General features: G+C 71.2%; 16 protein-coding genes and 1 riboswitch. Of the genes, 8 read left to right on the top strand and 8 right to left on the bottom strand.

The annotated features are described in order from the left end of the window. Window positions 1-10: 10 nt before the first annotated feature. Window positions 11-2281, bottom strand: coding sequence for a protein kinase (locus tag IPJ78_00620; GenBank protein ID MBK7905046.1), 2271 nt, complete (start codon window positions 2279-2281; stop codon window positions 11-13). A gap of 20 nt (window positions 2282-2301) precedes the next feature. Beyond that, the gene (gene tgt, locus IPJ78_00615; GenBank protein MBK7905045.1) at window positions 2302-3528 is read right to left on the bottom strand and encodes a tRNA guanosine(34) transglycosylase Tgt; all 1227 of its coding nucleotides are present in this window, start codon (window positions 3526-3528) and stop codon (window positions 2302-2304) included. A gap of 775 nt (window positions 3529-4303) precedes the next feature. On the opposite strand from tgt, the gene IPJ78_00610 reads away from it, so the two are divergent. The 4 genes from IPJ78_00610 to metZ all read left to right on the top strand — a co-directional run bounded on the left by IPJ78_00610 (window position 4304) and on the right by metZ (window position 8295). Next, on the top strand, window positions 4304-4888 hold the full coding sequence (locus IPJ78_00610) for a hypothetical protein (GenBank protein MBK7905044.1): 585 nt from the start codon (window positions 4304-4306) through the stop codon (window positions 4886-4888). Between the two features lie 60 nt (window positions 4889-4948). Further along, a riboswitch (SAM riboswitch) is annotated at window positions 4949-5019 on the top strand. A 108-nt stretch (window positions 5020-5127) separates the two neighbouring features. Beyond that, window positions 5128-6129, top strand: a complete 1002-nt coding sequence (locus IPJ78_00605; GenBank protein ID MBK7905043.1) for an alpha/beta fold hydrolase — start codon at window positions 5128-5130, stop codon at window positions 6127-6129. Continuing rightward, complete coding sequence (locus IPJ78_00600; protein MBK7905042.1) at window positions 6129-7133, top strand: homoserine dehydrogenase; 1005 nt, start codon at window positions 6129-6131, stop codon at window positions 7131-7133. Before IPJ78_00605 ends, IPJ78_00600 begins: the two co-directional genes overlap by 1 nt. Continuing rightward, complete coding sequence (gene metZ, locus IPJ78_00595; GenBank protein ID MBK7905041.1) at window positions 7036-8295, top strand: O-succinylhomoserine sulfhydrylase; 1260 nt, start codon at window positions 7036-7038, stop codon at window positions 8293-8295. The genes IPJ78_00600 and metZ overlap by 98 nt, the downstream gene beginning before the upstream one ends. Here the strand turns inward: metZ and IPJ78_00590 are convergent. The 5 genes from IPJ78_00590 to IPJ78_00570 form a co-directional block, all read right to left on the bottom strand. Next, window positions 8285-8719, bottom strand: a complete 435-nt coding sequence (locus IPJ78_00590) for a hypothetical protein (protein ID MBK7905040.1) — start codon at window positions 8717-8719, stop codon at window positions 8285-8287. The two genes, metZ and IPJ78_00590, sit on opposite strands and share 11 nt — an antisense overlap. Before the next feature lie 85 nt (window positions 8720-8804). Then, window positions 8805-9545: a hypothetical protein gene (locus IPJ78_00585; protein MBK7905039.1), complete on the bottom strand. Its 741-nt coding sequence runs from the start codon at window positions 9543-9545 to the stop codon at window positions 8805-8807. 82 nt (window positions 9546-9627) lie between these two features. Continuing rightward, on the bottom strand, window positions 9628-10968 hold the full coding sequence (locus tag IPJ78_00580; protein ID MBK7905038.1) for a hypothetical protein: 1341 nt from the start codon (window positions 10966-10968) through the stop codon (window positions 9628-9630). After that, window positions 10961-11437: a hypothetical protein gene (locus IPJ78_00575; GenBank protein MBK7905037.1), complete on the bottom strand. Its 477-nt coding sequence runs from the start codon at window positions 11435-11437 to the stop codon at window positions 10961-10963. The genes IPJ78_00580 and IPJ78_00575 overlap by 8 nt, the downstream gene beginning before the upstream one ends. Continuing rightward, a complete protein-coding gene (locus IPJ78_00570) occupies window positions 11437-11748 on the bottom strand; it encodes a helix-turn-helix transcriptional regulator (GenBank protein MBK7905036.1) in 312 nt (103 codons plus the stop codon). Before IPJ78_00570 ends, IPJ78_00575 begins: the two co-directional genes overlap by 1 nt. A gap of 125 nt (window positions 11749-11873) precedes the next feature. On the opposite strand from IPJ78_00570, the gene IPJ78_00565 reads away from it, so the two are divergent. Beyond that, window positions 11874-13046: a hypothetical protein gene (locus IPJ78_00565; GenBank protein MBK7905035.1), complete on the top strand. Its 1173-nt coding sequence runs from the start codon at window positions 11874-11876 to the stop codon at window positions 13044-13046. 24 nt (window positions 13047-13070) lie between these two features. On the opposite strand, the gene IPJ78_00560 is transcribed toward IPJ78_00565, so the two are convergent. Then, window positions 13071-13847: an enoyl-CoA hydratase/isomerase family protein gene (locus IPJ78_00560; protein MBK7905034.1), complete on the bottom strand. Its 777-nt coding sequence runs from the start codon at window positions 13845-13847 to the stop codon at window positions 13071-13073. 22 nt (window positions 13848-13869) lie between these two features. Here IPJ78_00560 and paaA point away from each other — a divergent pair, with 22 nt between their 5' ends. From paaA to paaC, 3 genes are read left to right on the top strand one after another with little or no spacing between them, the layout of a single operon-like run. Then, on the top strand, window positions 13870-14832 hold the full coding sequence (gene paaA / locus IPJ78_00555; protein ID MBK7905033.1) for a 1,2-phenylacetyl-CoA epoxidase subunit A: 963 nt from the start codon (window positions 13870-13872) through the stop codon (window positions 14830-14832). Beyond that, window positions 14829-15131, top strand: a complete 303-nt coding sequence (gene paaB, locus IPJ78_00550) for a 1,2-phenylacetyl-CoA epoxidase subunit B (GenBank protein MBK7905032.1) — start codon at window positions 14829-14831, stop codon at window positions 15129-15131. Before paaA ends, paaB begins: the two co-directional genes overlap by 4 nt. After that, entirely contained in the window at window positions 15131-15979 is an 849-nt protein-coding gene (gene paaC, locus IPJ78_00545) for a phenylacetate-CoA oxygenase subunit PaaC (GenBank protein MBK7905031.1), read from the top strand. Before paaB ends, paaC begins: the two co-directional genes overlap by 1 nt. The last annotated feature ends 21 nt before the right edge of the window (window positions 15980-16000 follow it).

Here is a 16000-nt window from a genome sequence, read left to right as displayed (position 1 = left end):
GGCCCGCGCGTCAGGGCCGCAGCGCGGCCGCGACGGCCTCGTAGCGCGGGTCGCCGCGCAGCGGGCCGAACGCCGGCCGCACCAGCACATGGGGCAGGTCCGTCGCCCGCTGCGCGACCGCGCGCTCGAGGTGGTCGAGCGCGGCGGCCCGCTCGCCGAGCCCTGCGCACACCTGCGCGAGCAGCACCGGCGAGATGTAGCGCGTCGCCGCCTCGGCCTCGAGCGCCGCGAGTGTCGTCCGCGCGGCCGCCGGATCGCCGCCGCGGGCCAGCGCGTAGCCGAGCGCCGAACGCGACTCGGGACTCGCGCCGGAGAGGAGCACTGCGCGTTCGAGCGCCTCGCGCGCTTCCGTGTGCCGCCCGGTCTCCGTCAGCGCGAGTCCCTGGAAGAGGTGCGCCAGCCCGAACGTCGGGTGCTGCTCGAGGACGAGCGCGAGTTCGCGCGCCGCTTGCTCGGCGTCGCCCTCGTACACGCGCAGGATCCCCGCACTCGCGGCGATCGACGGCGAGAGCGGGTCGAGCTCACGGGCACGCGCCACCTGTGCCCGTGCCTCGGCGAAGCGCCCCAGCGGCGCCAAGAGATGCATCGCGTACCATTGATGCGTCACCGGGTACTGTTCGCGCGACGAGAGCGCCGCGAGATAGTCCTCCTCGGCGCTCGCCCACGCGAAGGCGTGCAACGCCCGCACCGACGCCCGCGCCGTCAGCGCCTCGGCGGCATCCGCGCGGATGGACAGCGCCTGCTCGATCGCCGCGAGCGCCCGCGGCATCGCCTCCGCGGGCGCGACGAGGCCGTAGATGGCCAGCGTGAGATGGCAGTCGGCGAGCCCGGTGAGGGCGAGCAGGAAGCGGGGGTCGAGCCCCACCGCGCGCTGCAGGTGCTCCAGCGCGCGCTGCATCGACGCCGGCGTCCGCTGGCTCCACTCGAAGCGGCCGCGGAGATACGACTCGTACGCATCGAGGCTCGAGGTCGGCGTGTCGACGATGCGTCCCGAATCGCCGATCAGCCGCAGGCGCAGCTGGTCCACGATCGCCTGCGAGATCTCGTCCTGCACCGCGAAGACATCGGTGAGTTCGCGGTCGAAGCGCTGCGACCAGAGCGCGAAGCCCGAGGCGACGTCGATGAGGTCGGCGGTGATGCGGATCCGCTGGCCCATCCGGCGCACGCTGCCGGTCAGGATCGTCGTCACGCCGAGCTCGGCGCCGATGGTCCGGATGTCGGCCGACCGGCCCTTGAACGCGAAGGCCGAGGTCCGCGCCACCACGCGCAGGGTCGGCAGCGCCGAGAGCGCGTGGATGAGGTCCTCGCTGATGCCGTCGCCGAGGTAGTCGTTCTCGGGGTCGCCGCTGCCGTTGGCGAAGGGGAGCACGGCGATCGACTTGAGCGACGTCGCCCCCGAGCGGCGCGCGACGGGACGCGACTGCCGCGACGGGGTCGTGAGCAGCTCGATGAACTCCTCGATCGTCGCCGGACGCTGGTCGCGGTCGCGCTCGAGGGCGCGGAGCAGCGCGCGCTCCACATGGCCGGGGATCGGTTCGATCGCGCGGCGCGGCGCCACGGCGGTGTGCACCGCCTTGTTCGCGAGGATCGCCGTCGGGGTGGGGCCGGAGAAGGGCGGGGCGCCCTCGAGCGCCTCGTACAGCACCGACGCGAGGCCGTAGACGTCGGCGCGCTCGTCCACCGCCTCGTCGCTGAACATCTGCTCCGGCGCCATGTACGCCGGCGTGCCCACGAACATCCCTTCCATCGTGACCGACTCGGTGCTCCCCGCCACCATGGCCTTCGCGATCCCGAAGTCCACGACGAACGCATGCCCATGCTGCAGCAGGATGTTCTCCGGCTTCATGTCGCGGTGCACGACCGCGCGGCTGTGCGCGTAGCTCAGCGCCTCCGCCACCTCGCGCCCCAGTCGCAGCACCTCGGCCACCGCGAGCCGCTGCTCGCGCTGGAGCCGGTCGCGGAGCGACTCGCCGTCGATGTAGGGCATGACCAGGTAGAGCATCGTCCCCGCGTCGCCCGAGTCGTAGATGGGGACGATGTGCGGATGCTGGAGCCGCGCCGCGGTGCCGATCTCGCGCAGGAAGCGCTCGGCGCCGAGGTTGAGAGCCACCTCGGGGCGGAGCACCTTGAGCGCGACGGGACGGTCGTGCTTGAGGTCGTGCGCGAGGTAGACCAGCGACATCCCGCCGCGTCCCACCTCGCGGTCCACGGCGTACCGCGCGCCGAGCGCGTGGCGCAGGGCCACGAGCGTCTCCTCCGGTCGGCCGGTCGGCGCGTTCATCCCGCCAAATATCGCCGCATTCAGGGCGCCGAGCGAGCGCTCCGCTCGCGATAGCGCTGCAGCCACGCGCGGCTCCAGCCCGGGAAGTCGCCCGCCCGGAGCGCCGCGCGCGCCTGCGCCATGAGCTGGATGAGGAAGGTGACGTTGTGCAGCGCCACCAACCGGAGCCCCAGCATCTCCTCCGCCGCGAAGAGGTGCCGGATGTAGGCGCGATCGTACTGCGTGCAGGCGGGGCAGGGACAGCCGTCCACGAGCGGCCGGCGGTCGGTGCGATTGGTCGCCTTCTTCACCTGCACCTGCCCGTCGGGCGTGAAGGCGGTGCCGTGCCGCCCCATCCGCGTGGGAGCGACGCAATCGAAGAGGTCCACGCCGCGGGCGACGGCCTCGACGAGGTCGTCGGGGTGGCCGACCCCCATCAGGTAGCGCGGCTTGGTGCGCGGCAGTTCGGCGTCGCAGACCTCGATCGTCGCGAGCATCGAGGGCTTGGGCTCGCCGACGGAGAGACCGCCGATGGCGATCGCATCCCAGTCCCCGGCCGCGAGGATCCCCCGCGCGGACGCCTGGCGCAACTCGGCGTGCACGCCGCCCTGGACGATGGGGAGCAGCGTCTGCGGCGGCGCCGGCATGTCGTCGTCGGGGTGATGGGTCGCGAGGGCGGGCGCGCCGTCCGGGACGGTGAACTCCGGGGGGACGTCGCGGCCGTCACGGCCGATGCGGTCGAACTCGGTGCGGCAGCGGTCGAGCCAGCGCAGCGATCGCTCCATCGCGGAGCGCGAGGCGTCGAGGTCGGAGCGCCCCTCGATGAGCTCGTCGAGCTGCATGATGCAGTCGGCCCCGAGGTTGCGCTCGATGCGCATCACGAGCTCGGGGGTGTAGTGGTGCTTGGAGCCGTCGAGATGGCTGCGGAAGGCGATCCCCTCCTCGCTCACGGTGCGGAGCTGGCTGAGGGAGAAGACCTGGAACCCGCCCGAGTCGGTGAGCATCGGGCCCTGCCAGCGGGTGAAGGCGTGCAGGCCGCCGAGGGCGCGGACCATGTGGTCGCCCGGGCGGAGGTAGAGATGGAAGGCGTTGGCGAGGATCATCCGCCCGCCGGCGGCGGCGACCTCCTCGACGGCGAGGCCCTTGATGGTCCCATGGGTGCCGACCGGCATGAAGGCCGGGGTCTCGACGGTCCCGTGGGGGGTGGTGAAGGCGCCGAGTCGCGCGGCGCCGGCGTCGTGTGAGGTCTGGAAGGTGAAATCGGGCACGATGGAAGTTAGCGGTGCGGGCGGGGGACGTCGGGGGAGTCGCGGGACCGGGTGCGGGGTCGCGGGACCGGGTGCGGAAGTCGCGGGACCGGGTGCGGAAGTCGCGGGACCGGGTGCGGAAGTCGCGGGACCGGGTGCGGAAGTCGCGGGACCGGGTGCGGAAGTCGCGGGACCGGGTGCGGAAGTCGCGGGACCGGGTGCGGAAGTCGCGGGACCGGGTGCGGAAGTCGCGGGACCGGGTGCGGAAGTCGCGGGACCGGGTGCGGAAGTCGCGGGACCGCGTGCGGAGTCGCGGGAACGGGTGCGGGAGTCGCGTGAACGTCTGCGCACTCGCGGGAACGGGTGGACGGAGTCGCGGGACCGGGTGCGGAGTCGCCGGACCGCGTGCGCAGTCGCGGGAACGTGCGCGGGACTCCCGCGCGAGTTTGGCGGACTCGCGGGCGACCCTCGGGAGGGGCCGTTCTCGCGGCGCACCGAGCCCGGAACCTCGTGAACAGACCGCGGATGCCGCGCCGTCGGTCACGGGGTCGCCGCCCGCGCCGCGCACCAACGAACGTCACGGTGCCTCTCTCCCCGCTGTCCCCCCGCGCGGTGCGCAGAGCTGAAAGAGGAGAAGCACGGACCTGTCGCGCACGGCGAACAGTGGGTGAGCGGGGCGCTGGCGCGCCCGGCGCAACGCCCGACGATCGCGACGGCCTTGAGACCTCAGGGCCAGTGCCGTCCATGCGAGCGATGCCGCGGTTGTGCCGAGCACCGCCGCCCCATAGCGTCAAGCATGGATCTCTCCCTCGTCGTCCTCGCCGCGACCACGCTCGCGACCTCGCAGCCGTCCCTGCCGTCAATCGAGCTCGACGGCCCGCGGCTCCCCGCTTCGCGCCTCGCCGCCGCGGTCACCCGTCCGGTGGGACCGGCCCCCGCGCCGCGCGACACCGTCATCGAGTACTCCAAGGCCTACTACCAGCGTCTCACCATCCATCGCTGGGGCAGCTACGCCATGCTGCCGCTCTTCACGGCGCAGTACCTCGTCGGCCGGCAGCTCTATGACGGCAACGTCGAAGGCAACGAGGACCTCCACGGCGCGCTCGCCTTGAGCGTCGGCGGACTCTTCGCCGTGAACACGGTCACCGGCCTGTGGAACGCGTGGGAGATGCGCGCCGACCCGAACGGGCGCGCGCGCCGCATCACGCACGTCACGCTCATGCTCCTCGCCGACGCGGGCTTCGTCACGACCGGCGTGCTCGGTTCGGAGGCGGAGGACGGCGGGGGCAATGCCAGCACGCATCGCAACGTCGCGATCACCTCGATGGCCGTCTCCACCATCGGCTGGCTCATCATGACCGATCTCTTCCGGAAGGAGTGATCCTGCGAGGTCCCGCCGGGACTTGACTTCCCGGCGGGACGCGCCGATACTGGAATCACATCTGAAGCCCGTGGTCATTTGCCGCGATTGCCGCCACGTTAAATAAAGTGCTAAAACGCGTTTCACCCGCGGCGTTCGCCGTGGGTCTTTTCGTTTCCCACGTCGGCGCCCGAACACGTTGACCCGCGGCCCTCTCACCTGAGAGGGCCGTTTCGTTTTCCCACCAGAGGGACGCGCCGATGTCCACGACCGAGACCCGCCAGCTCCGCTTCGCCCAACTGCCCCCGCTCCCGCTCGAGTGCGGCGAGGTGCTGCCGCACGCGACGATGGCGTACCACCTCGATGGCACCCTCTCGCCCCGGCGCGACAACGTCGTCCTCGTCCTCCATGCCCTCACCGGATCGGCCGACGCGCTCGGCGACTGGTGGAAGGGCGTCGTCGGGCCCGGTCTCGCGATCGACACCGACCGCTTCGCCGTGCTCGCGCCCAATCTTCTCGGCTCCTGCTACGGATCGAGCGGTCCCGGCACCCACGGCGAGCGCTTCCCGGCGCTCACCACGCGCGACCAGGCGCGCGCGATCGGCGTGCTGCTCGAGTCGCTCGGCATCGATTACGTCGCGCTGGTCACCGGGGGATCGCTCGGCGGGATGGTCGCGCTCGAGTTCGTCGCCTCCTTCCCGGGGCGCGCCGAGCGCGCGGCGGTATTCGCCGCACCCGCGGCCACACCCGCGGTCGCGATCGGCTGGAGCCATGTGCAGCGCGAGGCGCTGCGCATCGGCGGCGAGGAAGGGCTCCAGCTCGCGCGCCAGGTCGCGATGCTCACCTATCGCACGCCCACCGGACTCCGCGGCCGCTTCGGTCGCCGCCGCGGCACCCGCGGCGCGTTCAGCGTGCAGGAGTGGCTCTGGGCGCACGGCGCCAAGCTCGACGCGCGCTTCGACCGCGCGAGCTACCTCGCGCTCCTCGATGCGATGGACACGCACGACATCGGTCGCGGCCGCGGCGGGATCGCCGAGCGACTGCGCGAGTCGGGCACGGCGCTCACCGGCATCGGCATCCCCGGCGATCTCTTCGCTCCGGCGGAGGATGTGGCGGAGTGGGTGCGGGCCGCGGGCGGGACCTACCGCGCGATCGACTCCGAGCATGGTCACGATGCGTTCCTCATCGAGACCGAGGCCGTCGCGCGGATCCTCCGTGAATCGCTCGGCGCCCCGGCGGCGTGCATCCTGGAGGTGGCGTGATGACCGCGCACCCGGACCGGACCATCCGCGTCGCGATCGCCGGATGCGGCACCGTTGGTGGCGCCCTTCTCGACCTGCTCGCGCAGCACGGGACGGCGCTCACGCGGCGCACCGGCGCGCGATTCGAGGTCGTCCGCGTCCTCGTGCGCGACGCGGCGCTGCCGCGTTCGGCGGCGGTACCGCGCGACCTCGTGACCGACCAGCTCGCCGACTTCCTCGCGACGCCGTGCGACGTGGTGGTCGAGGCGATCGGCGGCACGACGGTCGCCGGGGCCATCGCGCGCACCACGCTCGCGCGCGGTCGCCGGCTGGTGACCGCGAACAAGGCGCTGCTCCGCGCCGAAGGGCCGGCGCTCGCCGCGCTCGTCCGCGCGCACGCCTTCCAGGGTGCGGCCCTCGACTTCGAGGCCGCGGTCGGCGGCGGCGTGCCCGTCGTGCGGGCGCTGCGCGAGTCGCTCGCCGGCCATGGCGTGCGCGCCGTACGCGGCGTGCTCAACGGCACGACCAACTTCATCCTCACGCGGCTCGAGCTCGGCGCCACGTTCGCCGAGGCGCTCGCGGAGGCGCAGCGCGCGGGCTTCGCCGAGGCGGACCCGACGCGCGACCTGACGGGTCTCGATGCCGCCGACAAGATCGCGGTGCTCGCCTGGCTCGCGTTCGGCGTGGACCCCACCGCGCTCGACGTGCGCACCACGGGCCTCGGTGACGATATCGCGCATCGCGTGCACCAGTCTCGGCTCGACGGCCGCGTCATCCGTCTCGTCGCGCACGCCGAACTCCGTGAGGACGGCGTGCACGCCTCGGTCGCGCCGGTCGCGCTCGACCCGGCGCACGCCCTCGCCCGCGTGCGCGACGAGGAGAACGTCGTGCTCATCGAGTCGGAGAGCGCGGGCACCATCACCCTCCATGGCCGCGGCGCGGGCGGCAACGCGACCGCATCCGCGCTGCTCGCGGATCTGCTGCGGTCGTCCGCCGCCTTCCCCCTTCTTCCTTCCGCCTTCTAGCGCCGTGCATCCCGAGACTCTCGCCATCCGCACGCAGGCCGCGCGCTCCGCCCATCGCGAGCACGCCGTCCCGCTCTTCCTCACCTCGAGCTTCGTCTTCGACGACGCCGAACAGGCGCGCGCCCTCTTCGCCGAGGAGATCCCCGGGGCCGTCTACTCGCGCTACTCCAATCCCAACACCGACGAGTTCGTCGAGAAGCTGCGGCTGCTCGAAGGGGCGGAGGACGGCATCGCGACCGCGTCGGGGATGTCGGCGGTGTACACCGCCCTCGCCTCGCTCCTCGGGCCGGGCGACCATGTGGTGGCGGGGCGCGCCGTCTTCGGCTCCACGCACCAGCTCTTCACGCGCATCTTCGCCAAGTGGGGGGTGACGCATACGTATGTGGATGGCGACGATCCCGCCGCCTGGGCGGCCGCCGTCCGACCGGAGACGAAAGTGCTGTTCGTCGAGACACCATCGAACCCGGGGCTCGACCTGGTGGATCTCGCGGCGCTCGGCCAGCTCGCGCGCGCGCGCGGCATCCCGCTCGTGGTGGACAACTGCTTCGCGACGCCGGCGATCACGCAGCCCATCCGACTGGGCGCGTCGCTCGTCGTGCACTCGGCGACGAAGTTCATCGACGGGCAGGGGCGCGTGCTCGGCGGGGCGATCCTCGGCGAGGCGAAGCTCGTCGCCGAGGCGCGGTTCCTCGCGCGGCACTCGGGGCCCGCGCTCGCCCCGTTCAATGCGTGGGTGCTCTCGAAGAGCCTCGAGACGCTCGCGCTGCGCGTGGAGAAGCACTCGCAGAACGCGCTCGCCATCGCGGCGGCGCTCGAGGGGCATCCGGCGGTCGAGGCGGTGCGGTACCCGTTCCTTCCGTCACACCCGCAGCACGCGCTCGCGCGCCGGCAGATGCGGTGGGGCGGGGGCGTGCTGACGCTCCGACTCGCGAGCTACGGATCCGCGCGACGCTTCATCGATGCGCTCGAGCTCTGCTCGCACTCGCCCAACCTCGGTGACACGCGCACCATCGTCACGCATCCCGCCTCGACGACGCACTCGAAGTTGACCGAGGCCGAACGCGCGCAGGTGGGGATCACCCCCGGGCTGATCCGCGTCTCGGTCGGCCTCGAGCATCCCGACGACATCCTCGAGGACCTGCGGCTCGGGCTCATTGGATAGCGAGCGTGTAGCCGCCGAACTCGTCCTGGTAGTACGTGTTGGCCACGATGTAGTACGTGCCGGACGCGAGCCCGATCGTGACGCGCGCGTTGGGACTGCCGCCCCCCTCGTCATCCTGCGCGATCAGCGTGCCGTCCGAGTGGCGGATGATCAGGAACGGGTCGACGTCCGGGCTCGTCATGTCGATCGTGATGATCGCGGCCGAGTCGAGCACGAGGCGCCAGCGGTCGGCGCGCGTGCCGTCGGAGAAGCGGCAGGACTCCGGCGTGAGGACGCCGGTCACCGTGCTGCCGCGGGAGACCGTGCCCACCGTCGTGTTGCAGGCGAGCGAGTCGGTGGGCGGGGACGTCGGGACGTCATCGCACGCGATGAGCGTCGAGGTCAGGAGGGCGAGGAGGACGGGACGCGCGGAGAGGGAACGCATCGAGGCGGGCTCGGATGGAAGGGTTCTGCCCCCTCCTACACGCAAGCCCGCCTCGAAGTTCAACTGGTTCCATCCACCCCGGGGATCAGGGCTTCTTGAGCGCCTTCACCTCGGCCGGCATCTCGAACGCGGTCGCCGGCTGCTCGCCGAACTCGACCGACGTCGTCGTCACCACCTGCTGCATGCCCATCACCGAGACGGTCATCTTCGCCGCCATCATGATGCCGCCCTGGTTCTTGTAGTCCGCGAACTGCGTGACCGACTGCATCTCGCCCTGCGGTGAGGACTGCGTCGTTGCGCTCTCGAGGATCAGCCAGGTGGTGGTCGAGTAGCAGTCGGTGCTCACGCGGCCCGACTTCCAGGTGTGCTTGATCTTGACGCACTTCTCGCCCGCGACGTCGCCCTCACCGGCGAGTTCCATCGCGGTGAAGAGATCCGCCGGGCGCGTGAGCGAACGGAAGTCGGCGCCCTCGGCGGCCGTCGCGGCCTCGAGCCCTGCGAGCAGGCGCGGCCCCTGCATCGGGTCGGCCGCCCAGGCGGTGGTGCCGTCGTAGCCGGAGCGGATCTCGCCGAGGCCGGGGATGCCGATCGTCATCGTCTGCTGGTTCGGACGACGCTGCAGGAGCAGCACCGACCCGGCCATGCCGGCGGCGGGGACTTCGAAGTTCGCCGTCATCTTCATGCCCTGGATCGACTCGGCCATGCCGGTCGGATCGACGGCCTTCGCGTGCTTCGCGAGGATCTCGGCCGGCGTCTGCGCGGCCGCGGTGGTGGCGACGAGGAAGAGCGCGAGCGTGGCGAACGAACGGGTGGGACGGGACAGCACGAAGCCTCCGGGCCACTCTGGGCCGATGGGTGACGACAGCGCGCGGTGCGCCGCCGGTCTTGCTGAACGATGAACGAGCGACCTACGGGGCGCCACTGGCGATCCAGGTCCGAGCCGCGTCGAGGGCGGCGTCGCGGCCAGCGCGCAAGTCATTGATGCGCAACGGCGTCGGTGTATCCGGTGCCACCCCGACGCCCTCGACGCGCCGGCCCTTCGGGTCCACATGGTCGGCGATCACGTGCATCAGCACGTCGCCGTTGGGCAACCGACCCATCGCCGCCGGGAGCGCCATCCCCGCGCTCCGCGTGCCGAAGATCCGCGCGCGGCCGAGCGCCTGCATCCCGGTCGCGAAGAATTCCGACGTGCTCGCCGAGAACTCGTCGACGAGGATCGCCACCGGTCCACTGAACGGCGCGGTGCGCTCGCCGCGCGGATTGACGCGCCGCGGATTGGCGGTGAAGCGGATGGTGCCGGTCCGCGACTTGAGCTCGCCGAGCGAGACCGCGGTGTCGAGGACGTGCCCGGACTGTCCCGCGATGAGTCCGATCACGCCGCCGGGATTCCCGCGGAGGTCGATGATCAGGCCTGCCGCATCGCGCGACGCGAAGAAGAGGCTGTCGAGCGTGGGAATGAGCACGGGGAACCAGCCGCTGAAGCGGATGACGGCGATCTGCCGTGCATCGCCGGGCGCGAACGCGAGGCGCTCGCCCGTCGCGCGCACGACGAAGGGCGGGAGATTCCCGTACTGCGTGACCGTGCCATCGACCGGGCCGCGCTCGAGGATCACCGGACGGAGTTCGTTCCGCGCGTTCATGTACTGCACGGTGATCTCGTCCCCTTCCTCGCCAGCGAGCCGCGCCCCCGCGAAGGTCGCGAGGAGGTGGTCGGCCTTCGCGGTGTCACCGTTCGCCGCCGTGCGCAGTGTTCCCTGCAACGTCGCGATGTCGACCGTGTCGATGCGGACGATCCGATCGCCGGCGCGGATGCCGGCGAGATGGGCTACCCCGTTGCTCGGGACGCGCCAGGCGACGAGAGCGCCATCGATCATGCGCACCTCGAGCCCGGCCGCACCGGGCTCGCGCACCGCCTTCGCGCCGCCGGGGGCCGCGGAGGCGGGGATGAGCACGAAGTGCGATTGCTTCGGCACCGCGATGAGCGCGCGGATCGCGTCGCGCACGGCGTCGTCGGTGGGGGCGCCACCGAGCGCGCCGCGGAGCGAATCGCGCGCGACGCGCCACGCGCCGTCGAGCAGCGCCGCATCCCAGTAGGTGCGGCTGATCGACGCCCAGGCGGAGTCGAAGCTCGCGATCGGGGCGACCGGCGTCGCGCGGTCGGCGACCACCGCGACCTGCGCGACCACCGGCGAGGCCGCGCATGCGAATCCGCACGCCAGCACGAGGGCCCATCGTCCACGCTCACGCATCGGCCATCACCAGTAGCGCCTCCTCGGCGCGGTCAGGTTCCCGCCAGACGAGGAATGCGCTCGGCAGGCTCATCGTCAGGAGGAACAATCCCCAGAAGATGTCATTCCACTCACGGTAGGTCGTCGGGACCCACCACCACCCGAGATCGATCCCCAGCGCGATCCAGACGCAGCCGAGCACGGCCACCGTACTGACGATGCGATAGGCGTCGAGATACGCGGCGTTCCGCATCGCGAGCTGCCGCTCGTCCAACCGTCCATCGAGGTCGTCGGCGATCGATCGGCCCATGCCGCCCACGCGCACCAGCGCGCCCCATCCGCAGACCGCGACGATGAAGAGGACGTGCACGATCCCGTACCAGATCGTTCCGCCCAGCGTGAGATGCAGGAGCAGCACGCCGAGGGGGTAGGAGGCGTAGAGCAGGACCACGTCACGACGGCGCGTGGCGCGCGGTGGCAGTTCGGTCATCAGTGGATACCCTCGGACGATGGGTTCTGCTCCGGGCCGCCGGCCGCGCGACCGTACAGCATGGCGGAGAGAGGCGCGAAGGGTGCGCGCGCGAAGATGGCTTCGATGGGAACGCCGAAGAGCTCGCTGATGCGAAAGGCCAGCTCGAGCGACGGGTTGTACTCCCCGCGCTCCAGGTACCCCACCGTCTGGTAGTTCACCTGGAGCGCCTCGGCGAGGGCCTGTCGGGACAGGCCACGCTCGGTGCGCAGCACGGCGATCCTATTGAAGAGCTGACCGCCTTCTGGACGGCCCTTTTCAGGAGCTTTCATGGACCGAAATGTTGTATTAATACAACAGGATGTCAAGTACACGATACTATTACGCTCAAACCGAGCGCCGGTTTCGGCCAGGAGGGGCCGCGGGCCGGCGGTCCAGGATCGGCTACATTTCGCCGGTGCCCTACACCCTCCTCCCCCCCGATGAGGCGCGCCGACTCGTTCCCGAGCTCGCGACCTCCCTGAACCCGAACGTCTGGGTCTACCGATTTACCGAGCCCACCCGCGGGTGGACGCTCAGCATCGCGACGCACGCCGAGCCGGGCTCTCTCAAGCTCTCGCTCGGCGGCTTTCGTATCGCCCCGGTGGAGCGCACGAGCGCCCCCGGCTTCACGACCGACCGCGAGGCGATCGCGCTCGCGATCGGCATGGAGGAGAAGGTCCACTGGTCCCGTGTGATAGGCGTGGGCGGCCCGCTCGCGCTGCGCGACATCAAGCGGATCGTCGGCGGCAAGTGCGTGCTCGCGCCCACCGCGGATGCGCGGGTCGGCCAGCCGCATGACGCCGAGTTGCTCGACTTCGCGATCGCCTGCTTCCAGGAACTCGAGGCCAGCGCGGGGATCCGGCTCACCACCGGCCAGGATCTCGGTCACGGGCTGATGTCCGACGGGATGACGCCGTCGCTCCAGTACCTCAACGCGCGGTACAAGGGCAGTGTCGTCGCCGACACGTCGATCCCGACGGGTGAAGGCAACTATCGGATCCTCGACGGGATGCTCCGCGCCTCCGGCGTGCCGCTCGAGAACGCGACCGTCGCGCTCATCGGCTGCGGCCACATCGGGATGCACGTGATCGGGCGGCTGCAGTCGCGCGGCACGCGGATCCTCGTGTGCGAGTCGCGCGCGGAGCGGCGCACCGAGCTCGAGGAGCGGGGCATTCCCACGTGGACGCCCGAGCGGAAGCTCGAGATGCTTCGCGAACCGGTGGATGCGGTGGTGGTGAACGCCGCCGGCGGCACACTCGACCGTGCGACGGTCGAGGCGTGCGTCGCGAACACGCGTCTCCGCGTCGTCTGCGGCAGCGAGAATCTCGCGATGCCGGATCCGTCGGTGCAGGTGCTGCTCCAGCGCGCACACAAGGCGTACGCGCCCACCGAGCTGGGCGGGATGATGGGCTATCTCACCGCGGTCGAGGAGTATCTCGCGCGCGAGGCGGGCGTGCCGTTCGCGATCGAGACGCTGCTCGAGGCGGCGAAGAAGCTCGACGAGGCGGGGTTCCGCACCACCGAGCGCCTCCGGGCGAATGATTTCCGCGAGACGTTCGAGGAGGCGGTGACCGCGGTCTACGCCTGACCGAGGTTCCCTCGCCGAGGATCGTCAGCGCGCGCGGAACCTCGCCAGCGCCTCGCGCGTGAAGTCGGAGAGCACCATCCGTCCGCTCATCGCGGCGCGCGCGCTCATCCGCTCGCCCCACTCCTCGGTGCCGGCCCAGAAGATCCGCTTCATCTCGCGCATCGCCTCGGGGTTGCTCGCGGCGAGGCGCGCCGCATGCGCCTCCACCGCGGCATCGAGCGCCGCGGCGTCGTCGCACAGCATCGAGTAGAGCCCATGCCGCTCGCACCACTCGGCGTCATGCCAGTCGGCGTGCACGCCGAGGTGCATGAAGGGCGCGAGGCCGAGCTTCCGCTCGATGACCACCCCGACGACGAACGGGCCGATCCCGACCTGCAGCTCGCTCAGCTTGGCCTGGGCGGAGCGGACGGCGAACGAGTAGTCGCTCGCCGCGATGAGTCCGATCGCCCCGCCGGCCGCGCGCCCCTGGACGCGGGTGAGCACGAACTTGGGCGCGCGGATCATCGCGAGGATCACCCGCGAGAAGCCGGAGAAGAACTCCTGGCCGGCCTCCGGTGTCGCGACGGCGGTGAACTCGTCGAACGACGCGCCCGCGCAGAAGGTGGACTGCCCCGCGCTCCGCAGGACGATCACCCGGGCCGCCGGGTCGTCCCCCATGGCGGTCACCGCCGCCGCCAGTTCATTGAGGAGCTTGGCCGGTAGGGAGTTCCCCTTCGGATGGGCGAACTCGACGGTGCCGACGCCGTCGGCGATGCTGGTGCGGACGCTCCCTTCAGGGACGCCGGAGGTGGTCGTGGTCATGCCGGAAATATAGGTTTAGCCCATGGACAAGAAGCCGCCCGCCCAGGAGGACCCGGCCCTCCTCGCCGCCTTCGAGGCGCGAATCGCCGCCGGGGACAGCATCGAGCCGAAGGACTGGATGCCGGAGCGCTATCGCAAGCAGCTCACGCGCATGATGTCCCAGCACGCGCACTCCGAGATCGTCGGGATGCTCCCCGAGGGGAACTGGATTACCCGCGCGCCGTCGCTGCGCCGGAAGATGGCGCTCATCGCCAAGGTCCAGGACGAGGGCGGCCACGGCCTCTACATCTACTGCGGCACGGAGACGCTCGGCGTCGACCGCTTCGACCTGTACAACGCGCTCCTCGACGGCACGGCGAAGTACTCGAGCATCTTCAACTACCCGACGCTCTCGTGGGCCGACATGGGCGTGATCGGCTGGCTCGTCGATGGCGCGGCGATCGTCAACCAGACGATCCTCGCGAAGACCTCGTACGGCCCGTATGCACGCGCGATGGTGCGGATCTGCAAGGAGGAGAACTTCCACAAGCGGCAGGGCTACGAGATCTGCGCCACGCTCGCCAACGGGACGCCGGCGCAGAAGGCGATGGTGCAGGACGCGGTGAACCGCTTCTGGTGGCCCTCGCTCATGATGTTCGGTCCGTCCGACAAGGACTCGCCCAACTCGGCCGAGCTCCTGCGCTGGCGCGTGAAGCGCAAGACGAACGACGAGCTCCGTCAGCGCTTCGTGAACCTCACCGTCCCGCAGGCGCAGGCGATCGGGCTCACGCTGCCCGACCCCGACCTGCGGTTCAACGCGGAGACGAAGAACTGGGACTTCGGCGAGATCGACTGGGCCGAGTTCTTCGAGGTCATCAAGGGCAACGGGCCGTGCAACGAAGAGCGCCTCGCCGCGCGCAACGCGGCGCATGCCGACGGGCAGTGGGTGCGCGACGCGGCCACGGCCTACGCGACCAAGCACGCCAAGCGCACGGAGGCCGCATGACGGTGAACGGCAAGGATGACAGCCACTGGCCCCTCTGGGAGGTCTTCACGCAGGGCGGGCAGGGACAGCCCTTCGAGCATGCGGGCTCGGTCCACGCGACCGACGCGGAGCATGCGATGCAGAATGCGCGCGACGTGTACACCCGCCGCGGGGAGGCCGTGAACCTCTGGGTCGTGCCGAGCTGGGCGATCACGGCGTCGGCGCCGAGCGAGGCGGGGCCGTTCTTCGATCCGGGGAACGACAAGCCGTACCGGCATCCCCAGTTCTACAAGGTCCCGCGCGGCGTGAAGGTGTTCTGATGCGGACGCCCGAGCACGACGAGGAGGAGCCGGGGATCGCGACCGGCGCCGCGGAAGGCGGAGTGCAAAAGGTCGCGGGCGTCCGCGGTCCGGCGCTCGGCGCGCCGCTCTTCGAGTACCTCCAGCGGCTCGGGGACGATCGGCTCATCCTCGGGCACCGTCTGTCCGAGTGGTGCGGGCACGCGCCCATCATCGAGGAGGACATCGCGCTCGCCAACGTCTCGCTCGATCTCATCGGGCAGTCGGTGAGCCTCCTCAAGCTCGCCGGCGAGGTCGAGGGGGCCGGCCGTGACGAGGACGCGCTCGCGTACTTCCGCGACGGCGTGCAGTTCCGGAACGCGCTCCTCGTCGAGCAGCCCAACGGGGACTTCGCGCAGACGATAGTGCGGCAGTTCCTCTTCGACGCCTACAGCCTGCTCATGTGGGAAGCGCTCGGGAAGTGCGGGCACGCCCAGCTCGCCGCCATCGCGGCGAAGGCGATCAAGGAGGACAAGTACCACCTCCGGCACTCCAGCGAGTGGATCATCCGGCTTGGCGACGGGACGGAGGAGAGCCACGCCCGCGTGCAGCGCGCGTTTGACGGCCTCTGGCGCTACACCGCGGAGCTCTTCGAACGCGACGGGGTCGATGCTGCGGTCGCAGCGCTCGGCGTCGACGTCGACCTCGCCGGGATCAGGACGCGCTGGGACGCGATCGTCGACGACGTCCTCGCGCGCGCGACGCTCGTGCGGCCGGCCGATGGGGCCATGCGCCGTGGCGGGCGCGTGGGCAAGCACACCGAGCACCTCGGGCACCTGCTCGCGACGATGCAGATCGTCGCGCGCTCGCACCCGGGCGCCACCTGGTAGCGCGGCCTCCCGCGCCGACCG

Source organism: Gemmatimonadota bacterium (genome assembly GCA_016714015.1).
Lineage (GTDB): Bacteria > Gemmatimonadota > Gemmatimonadetes > Gemmatimonadales > Gemmatimonadaceae > Pseudogemmatithrix.
The sequence above is the reverse complement of the archived record's forward strand: the minus strand, read 5'-3'. Positions and strand labels throughout refer to the sequence as shown.